This is a genomic window from Erwinia sp. B116 (assembly GCF_002865965.1).
Classification (GTDB): Bacteria; Pseudomonadota; Gammaproteobacteria; order Enterobacterales; family Enterobacteriaceae; genus Erwinia.
In genome coordinates this window covers 211,687-229,552 of the sequence record NZ_JRZZ01000004.1, presented here as the reverse complement: position 1 = coordinate 229,552, position 17,866 = coordinate 211,687, and the positions used below count along the sequence as shown (strand labels likewise).

Below are 17,866 nucleotides of genomic sequence, written 5' to 3'. Positions count from 1 at the left end.
ACGGAGCGACCTTAATGGCGCTCCGTCATTCACTTCTCCGGCTCCCGCCCGGCATCCCGGCCCTCTGAAATCGTCAGCACGCGCGCGTTCAATGATGGCGCCCACACTGCACAACTTAACGGTTCCGCTAAGAAAAACGTTTACTGCGCCGCCGTTTTAGGGGATAACTCGCGGGAATTTTTATCCAGCAGGAGATCCCATGAGCCAACTCGAACTGAGCAACCGCACGCTAACGCTGCATCGTTTTCCCCAAATGCGCGAAGAGAGCCCGTTGCAGGCCTGGGATGCCGCCGACGAATATCTGCTGAAGCAGCTGGAAGAGACGCCGCACGCCGGCACCACGCTGATCTTTAACGACACCTTCGGCGCGCTGGGCTGCGCGCTGGCGGGTGAGGGCGTTTACAGCATCAGCGACTCCTGGCTGAACCAGCAGGCGACGCGGCAGAACCTGGCGCTGAACGGCATCGACGAGTGCGACGTGCAGCTGCTGGACAGCCTGGCACCGTTGCCGGCCGCGCCGTCGCGGGTGGTGCTGAAAGTGCCAAAAACCCTCGCCCTGCTGGAGCAGCAACTGCGCGCGCTGCGTGAAGTGGTGACGCCGGAAACCCGCATTATCGCCGGCGGTAAGGCGAAAGATATCCACACCTCCACCCTGCAGCTGTTCGAAAAGGTGCTGGGCACCACCACTACTTCGCTGGCGTGGAAAAAGGCGCGGCTGATCTACACCACCTTTACCGCGCCCGGGCTGGCCGCCGGAAAAGAGACCCACGTCTGGCCGCTGGACGGCACCGACTACCAGATCCACAACCACGCCAACGTGTTTGCCCGCAGCGGTCTCGATATCGGCGCGCGCTTCTTTATGCAGCACCTGCCGCACGATATTGAGGGCGAGATCGTCGATCTCGGCTGCGGCAACGGCGTGATTGGCCTGACGGCGCTGCAGCAGAACCCGCTGGCAACGGTGCATTTTATCGATGAGTCCTATATGGCCGTCGCCTCCAGCCGACTCAACGTGGAGCTGAACCGCCCGGACGATCTGGCGCGCAGCGAGTTTCGCGTTAACAACGTGCTGGCCGGCTACCCGTCCGATCGCCTGCACGCGGTGCTGTGCAACCCGCCGTTCCACCAGCAGAACGCGGTGACCGACCATATCGCCTGGCAGATGTTCCGCGACGCGCGCCGCTGCCTGCAGGACGGCGGCGAGCTGCGCATCGTCGGCAACCGCCACCTCGACTACTACCACAAAATGAAGAAGCTGTTCGGCAACTGCACCACCGTCGAAACCAACCAGAAGTTCGTGATTCTGCGCTCGGTGAAGATGCCGTAACCGGCAGGTGGAGGGGGTTGGATCCTCTGCCTGGTTACGACGCCACTGGCAGCGTGAGTACAGGTTGTGGTTTTCTGCGGGCCAGCCGTGCCATAACGGGGCGTTTTACCCTCTGTGTTGTATCCATGAGAAACGCAGCTGGTAGCCGCCCTGAGTATGACTGTTGCGGCGGTAACTGGCCTCTTCTTCAGCCATGCAGTAAGTGCAGATGCCCGTCAGCTCTATCTGCTGCTCCGGCACCCCGGCGCGCAGCGCGATGCGTTTCGCCAGCAGCGGCAAATCAAACCACACGCCACCCGTGGTGCCCTGCGCCTGTGGCCGCACCGCAGCCGGGTTAACCGGTTGCTGCGTACCGTAGCTCATCAGCGCGGCCAGCTGCTGCGGGTCGTCCTGCTCTGCGCGCGCAATCAGATCGCCACCCAGCTCATAGCAGCACGGGCCAATCGCCGGACCCACGGCGATAAACAGGCTCTGCGGCGTGGCGCCCCGCGCACAGAGCGCGTCAATGGCGTTGCTCAGTACGCCGCCCAGTATCCCCTTCAGCCCGCCGTGTACCGCCGCCACCTGGCGCTGCCGGGTATCCGCCAGCAGAATCGGCAGGCAGTCGGCGGTATACACCGCCACCGGACGATCGCAGCCTGCGATCACGCCGTCCGCCTCCACGCTTTTGACCGGCAGCGCCTCACGGCTCTCCACTACCCGCGCGCTGTGGCGCTGCTGGTTGTAGATCGTCCCCTCCGGCGGGCGTTCCCCGGCGGGAAGGAAAGCATGATCGAGCCAGTCCAGGCGCGAGAGCAGGGCAGAGTGACGGCGGGATGACATGGCGACTCCTCGTTAAATGGGCAAAACGTTATCCTGCCAGCAAGGATAATCGTTTAACGTGTTAACCGCGTGGCTTTTTGGTTACTCGCCATCTATGCACAAAACTAAGGTCATGATTTCACTACACTGCGCCAGCGATACTAACCGTCAAAGGAAAGACACCATGAGTAACACGCTGTTCAGCCGCTCTAAAAGAAGTGACCGCCATTTCACGCCCGCCTTAATCGCCGGTTTTTTCGGCGGCAACATCGCCAGCTTTGTCAAGTGGGGCACGGAAAATCCGCTGCCTCCGCGTACCCCCGGCCGGGCAATTCCACCGGCGGAAATGCTGGACGATCTGGGTTTTAACAGCGGCGGAATGATTTATCGCTGGTCTGAACATATGGTGAACTGGGGTGTAGCCGGGGTGCACCATCTGTTCTCAATCTTCTTCGCCATGCTCTACTGCTGGCTGGTGGAGATCTTTCCGGCGGTGAAGCTTTGGCAGGGGGTGGCTTTTGCGCTGCTGGTGACCGTGGGTTTTCACGGCGTAATGCTGCCGCTGTTCGGCTGGGCGCCGCCGCTGTGGCAGCTGCCCGCCGATGAGCTCATCTCGGAAACCCTCGGGCATATTCTGTGGATGTGGACGATTGAGGTGTTCCGCCGCGATCTGCGCCGGCGGATGGTTGGATAAGCTGATTTTCATGATTCAGCACGGACTAACAGAGTGAGTTTGTGCGTTCCGAAAAGGAGAGCGGCTCTACCCTGAGCGCTCTCTTTTTTGTTGCCCGTGAAGCAGGGGATCTCCCCGCTGTTATCTTCTTTCAGGTCTGTAAAGCCGTTGCCTGTCCGGCTTGCTAAATGCCCAGCGCCAGCGCGGTCCCCTGCCCAATCGCCCGCCGGGCATCCAGCTCCTGCGCCACGTCGGCTCCGCCGATAATATGAAACAGTGAACCCTGCGCCTGCAGCGCCGCCGCCAGCGCGCGGTTTGGCTCCTGCCCGGCGCAGACAATCACGTTATCCACCGCCAGCACCTCCGCAACGCCGTCGCGCAGGATATGCAGCCCGTCGTCGTCAATACGCTGGTATTCCACGCCGCCCCACATCTGCACGCCGTGCTTCTGCAGGCTGGCGCGGTGGATCCAGCCGGTGGTTTTACCCAGCCCCGCGCCCGGTTTGCCCGCCTTACGCTGCAGCAGCCACAGCTGACGCGCCGGGTGCGGATGTACCGGGCGCGCCAGCCCACCCGGCTGCTGCAGGCTACGATCGATACCCCATTCGGCGCAGAAGGCCTCCACGCTCTGCGGTGCGTCCGCAGCGGGCTGTACCAGATACTCTGCGACGTCAAAGCCGATGCCGCCCGCGCCGATAATTGCCACGCGCTGGCCGACCGCGGCCTTATCGCGGATCACCTGCAGATAGCTCAGAACGGAAGGGTGCCCGATGCCCGGGATATCGGGGGTACGCGGCACGATGCCGGTTGCCAGCACCACCTCATCAAACCCGGCCAGATCGGCCGCCGTTGCCTGCGTACTCAGCCGCAGCGCCACGTTATGCAGTTCCAGCTGGCGGCGGTAGTAGCGCAGCGTTTCGCTGAACTCCTCTTTGCCCGGGATCTGCCTGGCAATATTGAACTGCCCGCCGATCTCCGGCCGGGCGTCAAACAGCGTTACCCGGTGGCCGCGCGCGGCGGCGTTTACGGCAAACGCCAGCCCGGCCGGCCCGGCCCCCACCACCGCCAGCGTTTTTGGGCGTGCCGCCGGCGCAACCGGCATGTCGGTTTCATGGCAGGCGCGCGGGTTGACCAGGCAGGAGGTGATCTTACCGACAAAAATCTGATCGAGGCAGGCCTGGTTACAGCCAATGCAGGTGTTGATCTCATCGCTGCGCCCCTGCTGTGCCTTCAGCACAAACTCCGCATCGGCCAGGAACGGCCGCGCCATCGACACCATATCCGCGCAGCCGTCATCCAGTACCGCCTGCGCCACCGCCGGGTGGTTAATGCGGTTGGTGGTAATCAGCGGGATGCTGACGTGCTGTTTCAGGGTTTTGGTGACCCAGGTAAACGCCGCGCGCGGCACCGAGGTGGCGATGGTGGGGATCCGCGCCTCGTGCCAGCCGATACCGGTATTGATCAGCGTGGCACCCGCCTGTTCCACCGCTTTTGCCAGCGTCACGATCTGCTCAAGGCTGCTGCCCTGTTCCACCAGATCGAGCATCGACAGGCGGAAGATAATAATAAACTCTTCCCCGACCGCGGCGCGGATAGCGGTGAGGATTTCCAGCGCGAAGCGGCGGCGGCGTGCGTCGTCACCGCCCCACGCATCGTTGCGTTGGTTGGTGTGCACCACCAGGAACTGATTAATCAGATAGCCTTCCGAGGCCATAATTTCCACGCCGTCGTAACCGGCCTGCTGTGCCAGCCTGGCGCAGCGCGCGTAGCTGGCGATCAGCGCAACAATCTCGTCGTGGCTCAGCTCCCGCGGGGTAAACGGGTTGATCGGTGCCTGAACGGCAGAAGGGGCCACCAGCTCAGGCTGGAAGCTGTAGCGCCCGGCGTGCAGGATCTGCAGGGCGATTTTTCCGCCAGCCTGATGCACCGCTTCAGTGACCGGGCGGTGGTGTGCCAGCTGTGACTCATCGTTTAACACCGCGCCGCCGCTGCGGGTAGCGCCTTCCGGCGAGGGGGCAATGCCGCCGGTGACGATCAGCGCCACGCCTGCGCGGGCGCGTTCGGCGTAGAAGGCCGCCAGTCGCTTGGCACCGGCGGGATGCTCTTCCAGCCCGGTGTGCATTGAGCCCATCAGAAAACGGTTTTTCAGCCGGGTAAAACCCAGATCCAGCGGGGAGAACAGGGAGTCGCTCATCGTCTTATCCTGAGTGGTCGGATGAGTTCACTGTAGCGGGCAAATGCCCGCGAAGAAAGTAGCGTTATTGCCTTTGTGATGAATGCCACTGAAACGGCGGCTGGCAAAGCCCGGACTGCTTCACGTTATGCGTAACATAAGTTAAGTAACATGAATTTTAGTGATCTGATTCACAGTTTCAACTGTTAAACCCCGGTCTGATAGGCGCCTGAATCTGAAACGTCTTTTTGAGGTACATCATGAGCACAACCACGCAGTCCTGTCTGATCAACGGCAAAGAGCAGGTTGAGGTAAAAAGCCAGCCGGTTGACTATCAGGGCGAGGGCACGCTGGTGCGCATTACGCGTGGCGGCATCTGCGGTTCCGATCTGCACTACTACCAGCACGGCAAAGTCGGCAACTTTGCGGTAAAGATGCCGATGATCCTCGGCCATGAGGTGATTGGCCACGTGGTGAAAAGCGACAACCCGGCGCTGAAAGAGAATCAGAAAGTGGCGGTTAACCCGTCGAAACCCTGCGGCCACTGCAAATACTGCGAAGCGCAGGAAGAGAATCAGTGCACCACCATGCGTTTCTTCGGCAGCGCGATGTACTTCCCGCACGTGGACGGCGGCTTCACCCAGTACAAAGTGGTCGACAGCGCGCAGTGCATCCCGTTTGCCAACGATGCCGATGATAAAGTGATGGTGTTTGCCGAACCGCTGGCGGTATGCATTCATGCGGCGAACCAGGGCGGCGATCTGCAGGGCAAAAAAGTATTTATCTCCGGCGTTGGCCCGATCGGCTGCCTGATCGCCGCGGCGGCGAAGGCCAAAGGCGCGGCGGAAGTGGTCTGCGCGGACGTCAGCGAGCGTTCGCTGGCGATGGCCACCGCGATGGGCGCAACCAAAACTATCCACGCTGCCGAAGGTGATTTCACGCCGTACCTGGCCGATAAAGGCTACTTCGACGTGTCGTTTGAGGCCTCCGGCCATCCGTCCTCGCTGACCCGCTGCCTGGAAGTAACCCGTGCCAAAGGCACGCTGGTGCAGGTGGGGATGGGCGGCGACGTGCCGGGCTTCCCGATCATGATGCTGATCGCCAAAGAGATCAAACTGGTCGGCTCGTTCCGCTTTACCACCGAGTTCAACACCGCGGTGGAGTGGCTGGGTAACGGCACCGTTAACCCGCTGCCGCTGTTCAGCGGTGAATACGATTTTAACGACATTGACGCTGCGCTGCTGTTTGCCGGTGATAAACAAAAAGCCGCCAAAGTGCAGCTGACTTTTTAAGGGAACCCTATGACCACGCTTTTTTCACTCGCTAACAAACGTGTGCTGATCACCGGCTCCGGCCGTGGCATCGGCTTTCTGATGGCGAAAGGGCTGGCGGAAGCCGGTGCGGAAGTGATCATCAACGCCACCACCCAGCAGGGCGCTGATAAAGCGGCTGCGGCGCTGCGCGAACAGGGTTTTAAGGCGCATGCGGTGGCGTTTGACGTCACCAAATCTGCCGAAGTGAACGCCGCCGTTGAGCGCATTGAGCACGAAGTCGGTCCGATCGACGTGCTGGTGAATAACGCCGGTATCCAGCGCCGCCGTCCGTTCCTTGAATTCCCGGAGCAGGACTGGAACGACGTGATTGCCGTAAACCAGACCGCCGTATTCCTGGTTTCCCAGGCCGTTGCCCGCCAGATGGTCACCCGTAAGCAGGGCAAAATCATCAATATCGGCTCAATGCAGAGCGAGCTGGGGCGTGACACCATTACGCCTTACGCGGCCTCAAAAGGCGCGGTCACCATGCTGACGCGCGGCATGTGCGTGGAGCTGGCGCGCCACAATATTCAGGTTAACGGCATCGCGCCAGGTTACTTCAAAACCGAGATGACCCAGGCGCTGGCGGATGACGAAGCCTTCACCAGCTGGCTGTGCAAGCGCACCCCGGCGGCCCGCTGGGGCAACCCGGAAGAGCTGATTGGCGCGGCGGTGTTCCTCGCTTCGAAAGCCTCTGACTTCGTTAACGGGCACCTGCTGTTCGTTGACGGCGGCATGCGCGTCGCGGTCTGATTTTTGTTTTTTTACCCGGGCCAGGGCCGTTCGCCTGGCCCGGTTTGTTGTGTTTACACCAGAAAGTTCTTAACCACTTATACTTGCTTCTTACTACCTCTATGTTGAAAGGAAATGCTGTATGCCCATTACAATAATAGCGATTGGGGTAATCCTGCTGCTGGTGCTGATGATCGTCTTCAAGGTCAACGGCTTTATCGCGCTGATTTTTGTCTCTGCCGTGGTCGGCGTCGCCGAAGGGATGACGCCGCTGCAGGTGGTGGCCTCGATTCAGAAGGGGGTTGGCGGCACGCTCGGCAGCCTGGCGATGATCCTCGGCTTCGGTGCCATGCTCGGTAAGCTGGTTTCCGACACCGGTGCCGCGCAGCGCGTGGCCACTACGCTGATTGACGCCTTCGGTAAAAAGCGCGTGCAGTGGGCGCTGATGGTCACCGGCCTGATCGTCGGCCTGGCGATGTTCTATGAAATCGGCTTCGTGCTACTGCTGCCGCTGGTGTTCACCGTGGTCGCTGCTTCCGGTATGCCGCTGCTTTACGTCGGCGTGCCGATGGTGGCCGCGCTGTCGGTCACCCACTGCTTCCTGCCGCCGCACCCGGGCCCGACCGCGATTGCCACCATCTTTGGTGCCAACCTCGGCACCACGCTGCTGTACGGTATGATCATCACCATCCCGACGGTGATCGTCGCCGGCCCGATCTTCTCTAAATTCCTGAAGAACTTTGAGAAGTCACCGCCGGAAGGGCTGTATAACCCGAAAATCTTTAAAGACCACGAAATGCCGGGCTTCTGGACCAGCATCTTCGCCGCGGTCATCCCGGTGATCCTGATGGCGGTGGCGGCGGTATTTGAGCTGACCACGCCGAAAGAGAACGTGCTGCGTCAGTTCTTTGAGTTCGTCGGGAACCCGGCGGTGGCGCTGTTTATCTCGGTAGTGATCGCGGTGTTCACCCTCGGCCTGCGTAACGGCCGTAAGATGGAAGAGGTGATGGAGATGTGCGGTTCGTCGATCGCCTCCATCGCCATGATCGTGTTTATCATCGCCGGCGGCGGTGCCTTTAAGCAGGTGCTGGTGGACAGCGGCGTGGGCGACTACATCGCTAACATGATGAAGGGCTCATCGCTCTCTCCGCTGCTGATGTGCTGGACGGTGGCGGCGATGCTGCGTATCGCGCTTGGCTCGGCCACCGTCGCGGCAATCACTACCGCCGGTATCGTCACGCCAATTATCGCCATCACCCACGCCGACCCGGCGCTGATGGTGCTGGCGGTGGGCTCCGGCAGCGTGATCGCCTCTCACGTTAACGATCCGGGCTTCTGGCTGTTTAAGGGCTACTTCAACCTGAGCGTGGTGGAAACCCTGAAAACCTGGACGGTGATGGAAACGCTGATCTCGTTCCTCGGCCTGGCAGGCGTATTGATTCTGAACGCCATTATTCATTAATCTTAACCGGCCGGGAGCGCCCGGCCAGTACCGACTTCCAAAGGTCAGGCTTGCCTGGCCTTTTTTGCATTGAAACGGACGCCTATGAGATCGCACCGCATATCGTTACAGGACATCGCCACGCTGGCGGGCGTAACCAAAATGACGGTGAGCCGCTATCTGCGCACGCCGGAGCGCGTCTCGCCGGAAACCGGCGCGAAAATCGCCGAAATCATTGAAGAGATCAACTACATCCCCAACCGCGCACCTGAGATGCTGCTCAGCTCTAAGAGCTATACGCTGGGCGTGCTGATCCCGTCGTTTAAAAACCAGATCTTTGCCGACCTGCTGAGCGGCATCGAAGCGGCGACCAAAGAGGGGCGCTACCAGACGCTGATCGCCAACTACAACTACGACAGGCAGGCGGAAGAGGAGCAGATTATCAACCTGCTCTCCTACAGCATTGACGGCATTCTGCTCAGCGAAAAAGATCACACGGTACGCGCGGTCAAATACCTGCGCGCCGCGAAAATCCCCATCGTTGAGGTGATGGATACCGAGGGCGGCTGCCTGGATATGGAAGTCGGTTTTAACAACTTCAGCGCCGGCTACGATATGACGCGCACGCTGCTCGATCGCGGGCGGCGGCGTATCGTCTACTTTGGCTCGCAGGATGACCGCCGCGACGAGTCGCGCTACCGCGGCTACTGCCAGGCGATGAGCGAGCGCGGCGGCGAGGCGCGGCGGGTCAACCCTAAAGCGATCTCATCGCAGAAATTAGGCGCGACCATGCTGGCCAGCGCGCTGGCGCGTTACCCGGATCTGGACGCGATATTCTGCACCAATGACGATCTGGCGCTGGGGGCGCTGCTGCACTGTCAGCGCAACCGCATTGACGTGCCGGGGCGCATTGCGATTAGCGGCTTCCACGGGCTGGATATCAGCCGCGAAATGTACCCGACCCTCGCCAGCGTGATCACCCCGCGCTACGCCATTGGCTACACCGCCGCCGAGCTGCTGCTGAAAAGAATTAACGACAGCGAGTTCAGCGCCGGATCGGTGGATCTCAGCTATCAGATCTTCATGGGGGAGACGATTTCGGGCGGCTAACCGGGGAGTACTTTGCGCGACGGGTGCTCAGGATCTTTTGGTTCTGAGTATTACCAGGGCCGAAAGAGAAAGAGCCCCACCGGAATAGTCATTAACTACTGGTGAGGCCACTCTCATGCCCAAGAAACATGAAGGTAGCCTTTTACCTGCCGCGAGGCAACGGCTGGCGGCACGTAATCACCCTAAACAGGTGATTTACTGGATTTTATTGTGACTTCTGTTCCAGAAAATAAATCAATATTTCATTCGTTTGCAATGATTTAGGAATAAGTGCGTCAAAAAAATGGATTGCATGGCGGGTAAAGAAGAAGGGAGTACACTGCGCGACGGGTGCTCAGGATCTTTTGGTTCTGAGTATTGCCAGGGCCGAAAGAGAAAGAGCCCCACCGGAATAGTCATTAACTACTGGTGAGGCCACTCTCATGCCCAAGAAACATGAAGGTAGCCTTTTACCTGCCGCGAGGCAAGGATAAGGAGGCCATGATGGCACAAAAGATGCTCGTTTTTGGGGTGATTGCACTCTTAATCGCACTGTTGGTGTTGATTGAGATCCCACGCGGTTCGTTGTGTGAACTGCAAATCAGCCAGGGCAGTTTACGGATTGTCGCCAGAATGGCCTGCGAGTCTGCAGGGTAAGGCAATCTGCGGCGGGAGCAATCCCGCCGGTTGCTGAAGGCAGGATCTGTGAGCACCCTTTTTTATACAATGCGTTATGCTAATACGTCTGTTTCCCCGAAGGATATTCCGCCATGTACGCCCCGCAACTTACGCCGGTGTTTGACGGCCACAACGATCTGCTGCTGCAGCTGTGGCTTAAACACCCGGAAAACCCCGCGCAGGCGTTTCTCAGCCAGCGCCTGAGCGGCCATCTCGATCTGGCCCGCATGCGTCAGGGCGGTTTTGCCGGCGGCCTGTTTGCGGTGTTTGTGCCGCCTTCTGACTATGTGGCGAAGTTCCACGGCCGCGATGCCGCCAGCGAAGCGCGGAGCCATAATCCACTGCTGATTACCCAACAGCAAATCGCCATCCTGCAGCAGATTGAAGCGCAGTCCGCCGGGCAGGCGAAAATCTGCCGCAGCGTCGGTGAAATTGAGCAGTGTATCGCGCAGGGCGTGCTGGCAATGGTGCTGCACATTGAAGGGGCAGAGGCGCTGGATGCCGATCTCAGCCAGCTGGAGGGCTGGGTGGCGGCCGGGCTGCGCAGCATCGGGCCGTTCTGGAACCTGCCCAACTGCTTTGGCAGCGGCGTTAACGGCAGCTTCCCCGGCTCGCCGGATACCGGCGATGGTCTGACGGAGGCAGGGAAGCGACTGATCCGCGCCTGCAACCGGCACCGGCTGCTGATCGACCTGTCGCATATGAATGAGAAAGCTTTCTGGCAGACCGCTGAACTCAGCGATGCGCCGCTGGTGGCCACCCACTCCAACGTGCACGCGCTCTGCCCGCAGCCGCGCAACCTGACCGACGCACAGCTGGCGGCGATAGCGCAGAGCGACGGGCTGGTCGGGCTGAACTTCGGCACCGCCTTTCTGCGCCGCGACGGCCAGCGCGGCGCGGATATGCCGCTCAGCGTGATGGTGCAGCATCTCGATTACCTGCTGGAAAAGCTGGGCGAGGAGCGGGTGGCGTTCGGCTCCGACTTTGACGGCATTACCGTGGCGGAAGAGCTGGGCGATGTGACCGGCCTGCCGCGTCTGCTGGCGGCGCTGCGCGCGGCGGGTTACGGTGAAACGCTGATCGACAGGCTGACACGCGGCAACTGGCTGCGGGTGCTGAAAAAAATCTGGCGGCAATAACCCCTGTATTTTGAACCAAATAGTACATTGGTAGTGAAACCTTACACTATTCAGGGTTGATATCGGTTTAGCACAGGCGCAACATCTTAGCCGCCAAAAATCGTAAATCTGGTAACATGCGCGTGTTGCCAACGTTGGCAACGTTCGTTGTTGTTGTTTTGCCAAGCTTAAGGAGCTGACTATGTGGACTAAACCAACCTTTATTGATATGCGTCTGGGCTTAGAAGTAACCCTGTATATCTCTAACCGTTAATCCCTGTAGCCTGCGCGCCCACATCGTTCCGGCCTGCCGGGCGGGCGCGCAGGTTTTTCCGTTTTCTTACCGGTCTCCCCATGAAAATCAAAGTACTCGGCTCTGCGGCCGGCGGTGGTTTCCCGCAGTGGAACTGCAACTGCCGTAACTGCCAGGGCGTGCGTGACGGCAGCATTCCCGCCACCCCGCGCACCCAGTCCTCGATCGCGGTCAGCGACAACGGCACCGACTGGGTGTTGTGTAACGCCTCGCCGGATATCAGCCAGCAGATTGCCGCCAACCCGGAGCTGAACCGGCACGGTGTGCTGCGCGGTACCGCAATTGGCTCGATTATTCTCACCGACAGCCAGATTGACCACTGCACCGGCCTGCTCAATCTGCGCGAAGGCTGCCCGCACCACGTCTGGTGCACGCCGGAAGTACACGGCGACCTGACCAGCGGCTTCCCGATCTTTACCATGCTGTCGCACTGGAACGGCGGGCTTATCCACCATCCGATCGCGCCGGCCGAGCCGTTTTCCGTCGCCGTTTGCCCGGCGCTGCAGTTCACCGCCATCCCGATCCTCAGCAACGCGCCGCCGTACTCGCCGTATCGCGGGCGTCCGCTGCCCGGCCACAATATTGCGCTGATGATCGAAAACCGCGACAGCGGCGCTAAGCTGTTATACGCCCCGGGGCTGGGCGAACCGGATGCCGCACTGCTCGCGCTGATGGCCAGCGCCGACTGCCTGCTTATCGACGGCACGCTGTGGCAGGATAACGAGCTGGCGAACACCGGCGTCGGCCGCAATACCGGCCGTGATATGGGCCATCTGGCGCTGGGCGAAGAGCAGGGGCTGATGGGCGTACTGAGCCAGCTGCCGGTGAAACGCAAAATTCTGATCCATATTAATAACACCAACCCGATCCTTGATGAGTCATCGGCCGAGCGCGCAGCGCTGACCCGCCGGGGCATTGAGGTCAGCTACGACGGCATGAGTATTGAACTATGACCCAACCCGCACTGATGACGCCTGAGCAGTTCGAGCAGGCGCTGCGCGCCCGCGGCGCGTACTACCATATTCATCACCCGTACCATATCGCCATGCATAACGGCGAGGCGACCCGTGAACAGATCCAGGGCTGGGTAGCGAACCGCTTCTACTACCAGACCAGGATCCCGCTGAAAGATGCGGCGATCATGGCCAACTGCCCGGATGCGCTGACGCGCCGCAAGTGGGTGCAGCGCATCCTCGATCACGACGGCCATGACGACAGCGACGGCGGCATTGAAGCCTGGCTGCGGCTGGGCGAAGCGGTGGGGCTGGAGCGTGACGTACTGCTCTCCGAGCGGATGGTGCTGCCCGGCGTGCGCTTTGCGGTGGATGCCTATGTCAACTTTGCCCGCCGTGCGGTGTGGCAGGAAGCGGCCTGCAGCTCGCTGACCGAGCTGTTTGCTCCGGAGATCCACCAGTCGCGCCTCGACAGCTGGCCGCAGCACTACGGCTGGATCGAAGAGGAGGGCTACGGCTACTTCCGCGGCCGCCTGAGCCAGGCGCGGCGCGACGTGGAGCACGGGCTGCAGCTGGCGCTGGAGTACTGCAATACGGTGGAAAAACAGCAGCGCATGCTGGAGATCCTGCAGTTCAAGCTGGACATCCTGTGGACCATGCTGGACGCGATGACCATGGCCTACTCCCTGAACCGTGCGCCTTATCATACCGTTACCGACCAGCCGGTCTGGCATAAAGGAAAACTGCTGTGAGCAACCCGCAAACTATCCCGACGTTCCGCCGCGGCTACCGCCTGCAGTGGGAAGAGGTACAGAACTGCCATGTGATCCTCTACCCGGAAGGCATGGCGAAACTCAACGAGAGCGCGGCGATGATCCTCGAACTGGTCGACGGCAAACGCAGCCTGGCAGAGATTATTCAGGCGCTGAACACCCGTTTTCCGGAGGCGGGCGGCGTCGATGATGACGTGACCGATTTCTTCGCTGCGGCGCGTGAGCAGAAGTGGATTATTTTACGTGAAGCAGACTGATACCGGCGTAAAGCCGCCGCTGTGGCTGCTGGCCGAGCTGACCTATCGCTGCCCGCTGCAGTGCCCGTACTGCTCTAACCCGCTGGACTTCGCGCAGCAGGAAAAAGAGCTGACCACCGCCCAGTGGATCGAGGTGTTTAAACAGGCGCGGGCGATGGGCGCGGTGCAGATCGGCTTCTCCGGCGGTGAACCGCTGGTGCGTAAGGATCTGCCTGAGCTGATCCGCGCCGCCCGCGATCTCGGCTTCTATACCAACCTGATCACCTCCGGCATCGGCCTGACGCAGAAGAAGATCGACGCCTTTGCCGAAGCCGGGCTGGATCATATTCAGATCAGCTTCCAGGCCAGTGACGAAACGCTGAACGCCGCGCTGGCAGGATCAAAGAAAGCCTTCCAGCAGAAGCTGGAGATGGCGAAAGCGGTAAAGGCGCACGGCTACCCGATGGTGCTTAACTTTGTGCTGCACCGCCACAATATCGATCAGATCGACCGGATTATTGAGCTGTGCATCGAGCTGGAAGCGGATGACGTTGAGCTGGCCACCTGCCAGTTTTACGGCTGGGCGCAGCTTAACCGCGAAGGGCTGCTGCCGACCCGCGATCAGCTGGAGCGTGCCGAAGCGGTGGTGCACCGCTACCGCGAGAAGATGGCGGCCAGCGACAACCTGGCCAACCTGCTGTTTGTGACGCCGGACTACTACGAAGAACGGCCGAAAGGCTGCATGGGCGGCTGGGGGGCAATCTTCCTCAGCGTCACGCCGGAAGGCACCGCGCTGCCGTGCCACAGCGCCCGCCAGCTGCCGGTGCAGTTCCCGTCGGTACTGGAGCAGAGCCTGGACGACATCTGGTTTAACTCGTTCGGCTTTAACCGCTATCGCGGCTTTGACTGGATGCCGGAGCCGTGCCGCTCCTGTTCAGAAAAAGAGAAGGATTTCGGCGGCTGCCGCTGCCAGGCCTTTATGCTGACCGGCAACGCCGATAACGCCGACCCGGTATGCAGCAAATCAGAGCATCACGGTAAAATTCTGGCGGCGCGCGAGCAGGCCAACTGCACCAACGTGCAGATTAACCAGCTGCAGTTCCGCAACCGGGCTAACTCTGAGCGGGTCAACTCGCAGCTGATCTTCAAGGTCTGACCGGTGGTGACGCAGCAGCGGCAGCTGGATAACGGATTGCGGATCGTGGTGATTCATGACCGGCAGGCGACCCGCGCTGCTGCGCTGCTGCGGGTGGACGCAGGCAGCCTGCATGAACCCGCTGAGTGGCCCGGGTTGGCCCATCTGCTGGAACACGTGCTGTTTGCCGGTAGTCACAACTTCCGGTGCGACGAAAGGCTGATGGCGTGGCTGCCCGCCCGGGGCGGCAGGCTCAACGCCACCACCCGTGAAGCCGACACCGCTTTCTTCTTTGAGTGCGCGGCTTCGCTGCTGCCTGACGCGCTGCGGCGTATGAGCGATATGCTGGCCGTTCCCCTGCTTGAGCAGCAGGCCATCGCGCAGGAGGTGGCGACCATCGATGCCGAATGCCGCCTTCTGGCCGACCGCGCCGAAACCTTATGCGACGCTGCGCTGACTGCCGCCTTTGAAACGCACCCGTGGCAGCGCTTTCGCGTTGGCGATCGCGACCATTTTGGTGAAGATGCGGCCGTATTGCAGCAGGCGCTGCGGCAGTTCCACCGGGATCACTACAGGGCGGAGAACTGCACCCTGTGGCTACAGGGACCGCAGCCGCCGGATGAGTTATGGCAGCTGGCGCAGGATGCGGCCCGGCTGTTTTCTGCAAACGATATGCCGCCGGACGATCGGCCGCTTTCAGTACCCGGTGATGCGCTGCAAGGCGAACGCTTGCTTTCAGTACCTGGTGACGGGCTGCACGGCGATCGCTTGCTTTCAGCACCCGGTAATGTGCTCAACAGTCATTGGTTGCATTCAGTACCCGGTGATGCGCTGCACGGCGATCGTTTGCTTTCAGCACCTGACGAATCGCAGTGCAGCGAACCGCGTTTTTCAGCCGCTGGCGTTGCCGGGATATCGCCACTGCCCGGACTGCGGCTCAGCAGGCAGCGGCGTCTTACGCTACGGCTGCCTGCCGGCGAATGCCTGCGCTTCGCATTTCTTGTTGATGGGCGGTTTGCAGAGGAAATGACCCTGCTGCGCCAGCTGCTGCTGGATGAGGCGGAAGGCGGCCTGATGGCCGCGCTGCGAGAAGAGGGGCTGGCTGACGGCGTGCGGCTGCTGCTGCCTTATCAGAGCCCGCAGCAGCAGCTGGTGTGCTTTGAATTCATCGGCGGCGAGCGCCAGGATGGCGTAAAGCTGGCAGCGCGTCTGCACCACTGGCTGGGGCAGCTGGCGCTGCTGAGTGAAACGCAGCGGGCGCATTACGCCGGGCTTGCCTTACGCCAGTTCAGCCGGCAGGCACCGCTGGAGCAGCTGCGTGCCCGGGCGCTGGCCTTCCCGCCGCCCGGGCACTCCATCGGGAGTACGCTGGCCTTCCCGTCACCCGGGCATTCCACCGGAAGTACGCTGGCCTTCGCACTGCGCGAGTGTGAAACCGATCGCTGGCTGGCGCTGCTGGGGCAGTTTTCACCGCAGGGGATGATTAGCCTTATCGTCACCGATCGTGCGGTGGATGCGCGGCAGACGCAGCAGGGTTTCCTGCTGGCACTGGCGATAGAATCGGAAAAGCCTGCAGAGTTGGCAGAATCCGCAGAATCCGCAGATAACGCCGCCCCCGGTCGGCTGCGTTTCTTCCCACAGGCGCAACGGTCAACGCCAATCGTCTTACCGGATAACGCGGTGGCGTTGCCGCATCATGGGCTGCACCCTCCCAACGACACAGAAGCTGCCGTATTGCTGTTATCCCCCATCCTCCCGCTACCCGCGCCATGGGGTGATATCCTGCTGACCGCGCTGCGTCCGCTGGCGGGAAGCCTGGCGCATCAGGGTGGAGAACTGCTGTTCAGCAACCAGCAGGGGCTGTGGCTGCTGCAGCTGTCCGCCCCGGCGGCGTTAATGCAGACGGCGCTGGCGGCAATCAACGCCCGGCTGAATAATCTGCCTGCGGCGGCGCTGGGCGCCGGGCAACGTGAGGCGCAGCGTCGCAGGGGGAGGGATCGTGGGGACATTGCGGTCAGGGCACTGCTGGCGGAGTTTCCTGCACTGCTGCAGGAGAGCGCAGGCTCCCTGAGCGACGACGTTTTTCCCGGCGGAGTGTGGCAGGCAGCGCTTTACGGCGGCAGCGAGGCGCTGCACGCCGATCTGGCCCGACTGCTGACGGCATTCCCTGCAGCGGTTAATCCGCCCTTACAGGTTCCTGACGCGTCTGCTGCTGCGGTGAACCTGTCTTCACAGGTTCCTGATGCGTCTGCTGCTGAGGTGAACCTGTCTTCACAGGTTCCTGATGCGTCTGCTGCTGCGGTGAACCTGTCTTCACAGGTTCCTGATGCGCCTGCTGCTGCGGTGAACCTGTCTTCACAGATTCCTGATGCGTCTGCTGCTAAGGAGAATCTGACCTCGCCAGAGCCGTCGACGTCGGCGACGGATAAAGTTGGTGCGGCAGGGATACAGGCAACAATGCCGTTTTATCGCGGAGTTCATCGCTCAGTCACCACCGACAGCCGGGAGCATGCGCTGCTGCTGTTCTGCCCGCTGGTGGAGCAGAGCACCGAGTGCCTGGCGGCCTGGCAACTGCTGGCCGCCTGCTATGCGCAGCCGTTCTTCCAGCAACTGCGGGTGGAACAGAACATCGGCTATGCGGTCAGCTGCCGCTTTTATCAGGCGGCGGGGCGTTGCGGCGTGCTGTTTATTCTGCAGTCGCCGCGGGTGTTGGTCGATGAGCTGGCGGGGCGGATTGAGGCTTTCCTGCAGGGTATGACGCCACAGCTGGCGGCCCTGACGCCACAGAGCCTTGCCGCGCGCAGCGCCAGCCTGCTGGGCGAACTTGCAGAGCAACCGGCGGGTGCCATGGCGCAGTCGCTGAAGCACTGGCTGCAGCAGCGCTACGGCCAGGATGACCTGTCAGCGGCGCATTTCAGTCGGATCACGCCGCCGCAGCTGCTGGCCTGGCACCGGCAGTTGATCGCCGAACGGGCTGGCTGGTGGTGGGTGAATAACGCCACGCAGGACCGGTTCGTCGCAGGTGAATCCTGAACGATGGGTAGCGCGCAGTCACCAGCGGGCGATCGGCGGTTCACCCGCTTTACCGGTAGCGCAGTCACCAGCGGACGG

General features: G+C 61.3%; 16 protein-coding genes. 14 read left to right on the top strand and 2 right to left on the bottom strand.

Going from position 1 to position 17,866, the window contains the following annotated elements; all coding sequences use genetic code 11:
- Nucleotides 1-199 precede the first annotated feature (199 nt).
- Nucleotides 200-1,327: a 23S rRNA (guanine(1835)-N(2))-methyltransferase RlmG gene (gene rlmG, locus NV64_RS05190; RefSeq protein WP_056235586.1), complete on the top strand. Its 1,128-nt coding sequence runs from the start codon at nt 200-202 to the stop codon at nt 1,325-1,327.
- A 105-nt stretch (nt 1,328-1,432) separates the two neighbouring features.
- Here the strand turns inward: rlmG and NV64_RS05185 are convergent, their stop codons facing one another.
- Nucleotides 1,433-2,149 carry a polyphenol oxidase family protein gene (locus NV64_RS05185; RefSeq protein WP_056235588.1) on the bottom strand — a complete coding sequence of 239 codons (717 nt, stop codon included), beginning with the start codon at nt 2,147-2,149 and terminating at the stop codon, nt 1,433-1,435.
- Nucleotides 2,150-2,312: 163 nt separating this feature from the next.
- On the opposite strand from NV64_RS05185, the gene NV64_RS05180 reads away from it, so the two are divergent.
- Complete coding sequence (locus tag NV64_RS05180; protein WP_056235591.1) at nt 2,313-2,822, top strand: DUF1440 domain-containing protein; 510 nt, start codon at nt 2,313-2,315, stop codon at nt 2,820-2,822.
- 163 nt (nt 2,823-2,985) lie between these two features.
- Here NV64_RS05180 and NV64_RS05175 read toward each other — a convergent pair whose 3' ends face one another.
- Entirely contained in the window at nt 2,986-4,995 is a 2,010-nt protein-coding gene (locus tag NV64_RS05175) for an NADPH-dependent 2,4-dienoyl-CoA reductase (protein WP_056235592.1), read from the bottom strand.
- Nucleotides 4,996-5,234: 239 nt separating this feature from the next.
- Between NV64_RS05175 and idnD the strand changes: the two genes are divergently transcribed.
- The 12 genes from idnD (at nt 5,235) to NV64_RS23900 (ending at nt 17,788) form a co-directional block, all read left to right on the top strand.
- Nucleotides 5,235-6,266 carry an L-idonate 5-dehydrogenase gene (idnD, locus tag NV64_RS05170; RefSeq protein ID WP_101505462.1) on the top strand — a complete coding sequence of 344 codons (1,032 nt, stop codon included), beginning with the start codon at nt 5,235-5,237 and terminating at the stop codon, nt 6,264-6,266.
- 9 nt (nt 6,267-6,275) lie between these two features.
- Nucleotides 6,276-7,040 (top strand): gluconate 5-dehydrogenase, encoded by a 765-nt coding sequence (idnO, locus tag NV64_RS05165; protein WP_056235597.1) that lies wholly within the window; start codon nt 6,276-6,278, stop codon nt 7,038-7,040.
- Between the two features lie 121 nt (nt 7,041-7,161).
- Entirely contained in the window at nt 7,162-8,481 is a 1,320-nt protein-coding gene (locus NV64_RS05160) for a gluconate:H+ symporter (RefSeq protein WP_056235601.1), read from the top strand.
- An 84-nt stretch (nt 8,482-8,565) separates the two neighbouring features.
- Nucleotides 8,566-9,570, top strand: a complete 1,005-nt coding sequence (locus NV64_RS05155; protein WP_056235603.1) for a LacI family DNA-binding transcriptional regulator — start codon at nt 8,566-8,568, stop codon at nt 9,568-9,570.
- Between the two features lie 483 nt (nt 9,571-10,053).
- On the top strand, nt 10,054-10,206 hold the full coding sequence (locus tag NV64_RS05150) for a Hok/Gef family protein (protein ID WP_162237190.1): 153 nt from the start codon (nt 10,054-10,056) through the stop codon (nt 10,204-10,206).
- Between the two features lie 113 nt (nt 10,207-10,319).
- A complete protein-coding gene (locus NV64_RS05145) occupies nt 10,320-11,366 on the top strand; it encodes a dipeptidase (protein ID WP_101505461.1) in 1,047 nt (348 codons plus the stop codon).
- Between the two features lie 181 nt (nt 11,367-11,547).
- Nucleotides 11,548-11,619 carry a pyrroloquinoline quinone precursor peptide PqqA gene (gene pqqA, locus NV64_RS05140; protein ID WP_072166356.1) on the top strand — a complete coding sequence of 24 codons (72 nt, stop codon included), beginning with the start codon at nt 11,548-11,550 and terminating at the stop codon, nt 11,617-11,619.
- Nucleotides 11,620-11,699: 80 nt separating this feature from the next.
- On the top strand, nt 11,700-12,611 hold the full coding sequence (gene pqqB, locus NV64_RS05135; RefSeq protein ID WP_056235612.1) for a pyrroloquinoline quinone biosynthesis protein PqqB: 912 nt from the start codon (nt 11,700-11,702) through the stop codon (nt 12,609-12,611).
- Nucleotides 12,608-13,363, top strand: coding sequence for a pyrroloquinoline-quinone synthase PqqC (gene pqqC, locus NV64_RS05130; RefSeq protein ID WP_101505460.1), 756 nt, complete (start codon nt 12,608-12,610; stop codon nt 13,361-13,363). The genes pqqB and pqqC overlap by 4 nt, the downstream gene beginning before the upstream one ends.
- Nucleotides 13,360-13,641 carry a pyrroloquinoline quinone biosynthesis peptide chaperone PqqD gene (gene pqqD / locus NV64_RS05125; protein ID WP_056235618.1) on the top strand — a complete coding sequence of 94 codons (282 nt, stop codon included), beginning with the start codon at nt 13,360-13,362 and terminating at the stop codon, nt 13,639-13,641. The genes pqqC and pqqD overlap by 4 nt, the downstream gene beginning before the upstream one ends.
- Nucleotides 13,628-14,776, top strand: a complete 1,149-nt coding sequence (pqqE, locus tag NV64_RS05120; RefSeq protein ID WP_101505459.1) for a pyrroloquinoline quinone biosynthesis protein PqqE — start codon at nt 13,628-13,630, stop codon at nt 14,774-14,776. The genes pqqD and pqqE overlap by 14 nt, the downstream gene beginning before the upstream one ends.
- A 3-nt stretch (nt 14,777-14,779) precedes the next feature.
- Entirely contained in the window at nt 14,780-17,788 is a 3,009-nt protein-coding gene (locus NV64_RS23900; protein ID WP_146005449.1) for an insulinase family protein, read from the top strand.
- Nucleotides 17,789-17,866 lie beyond the last annotated feature (78 nt).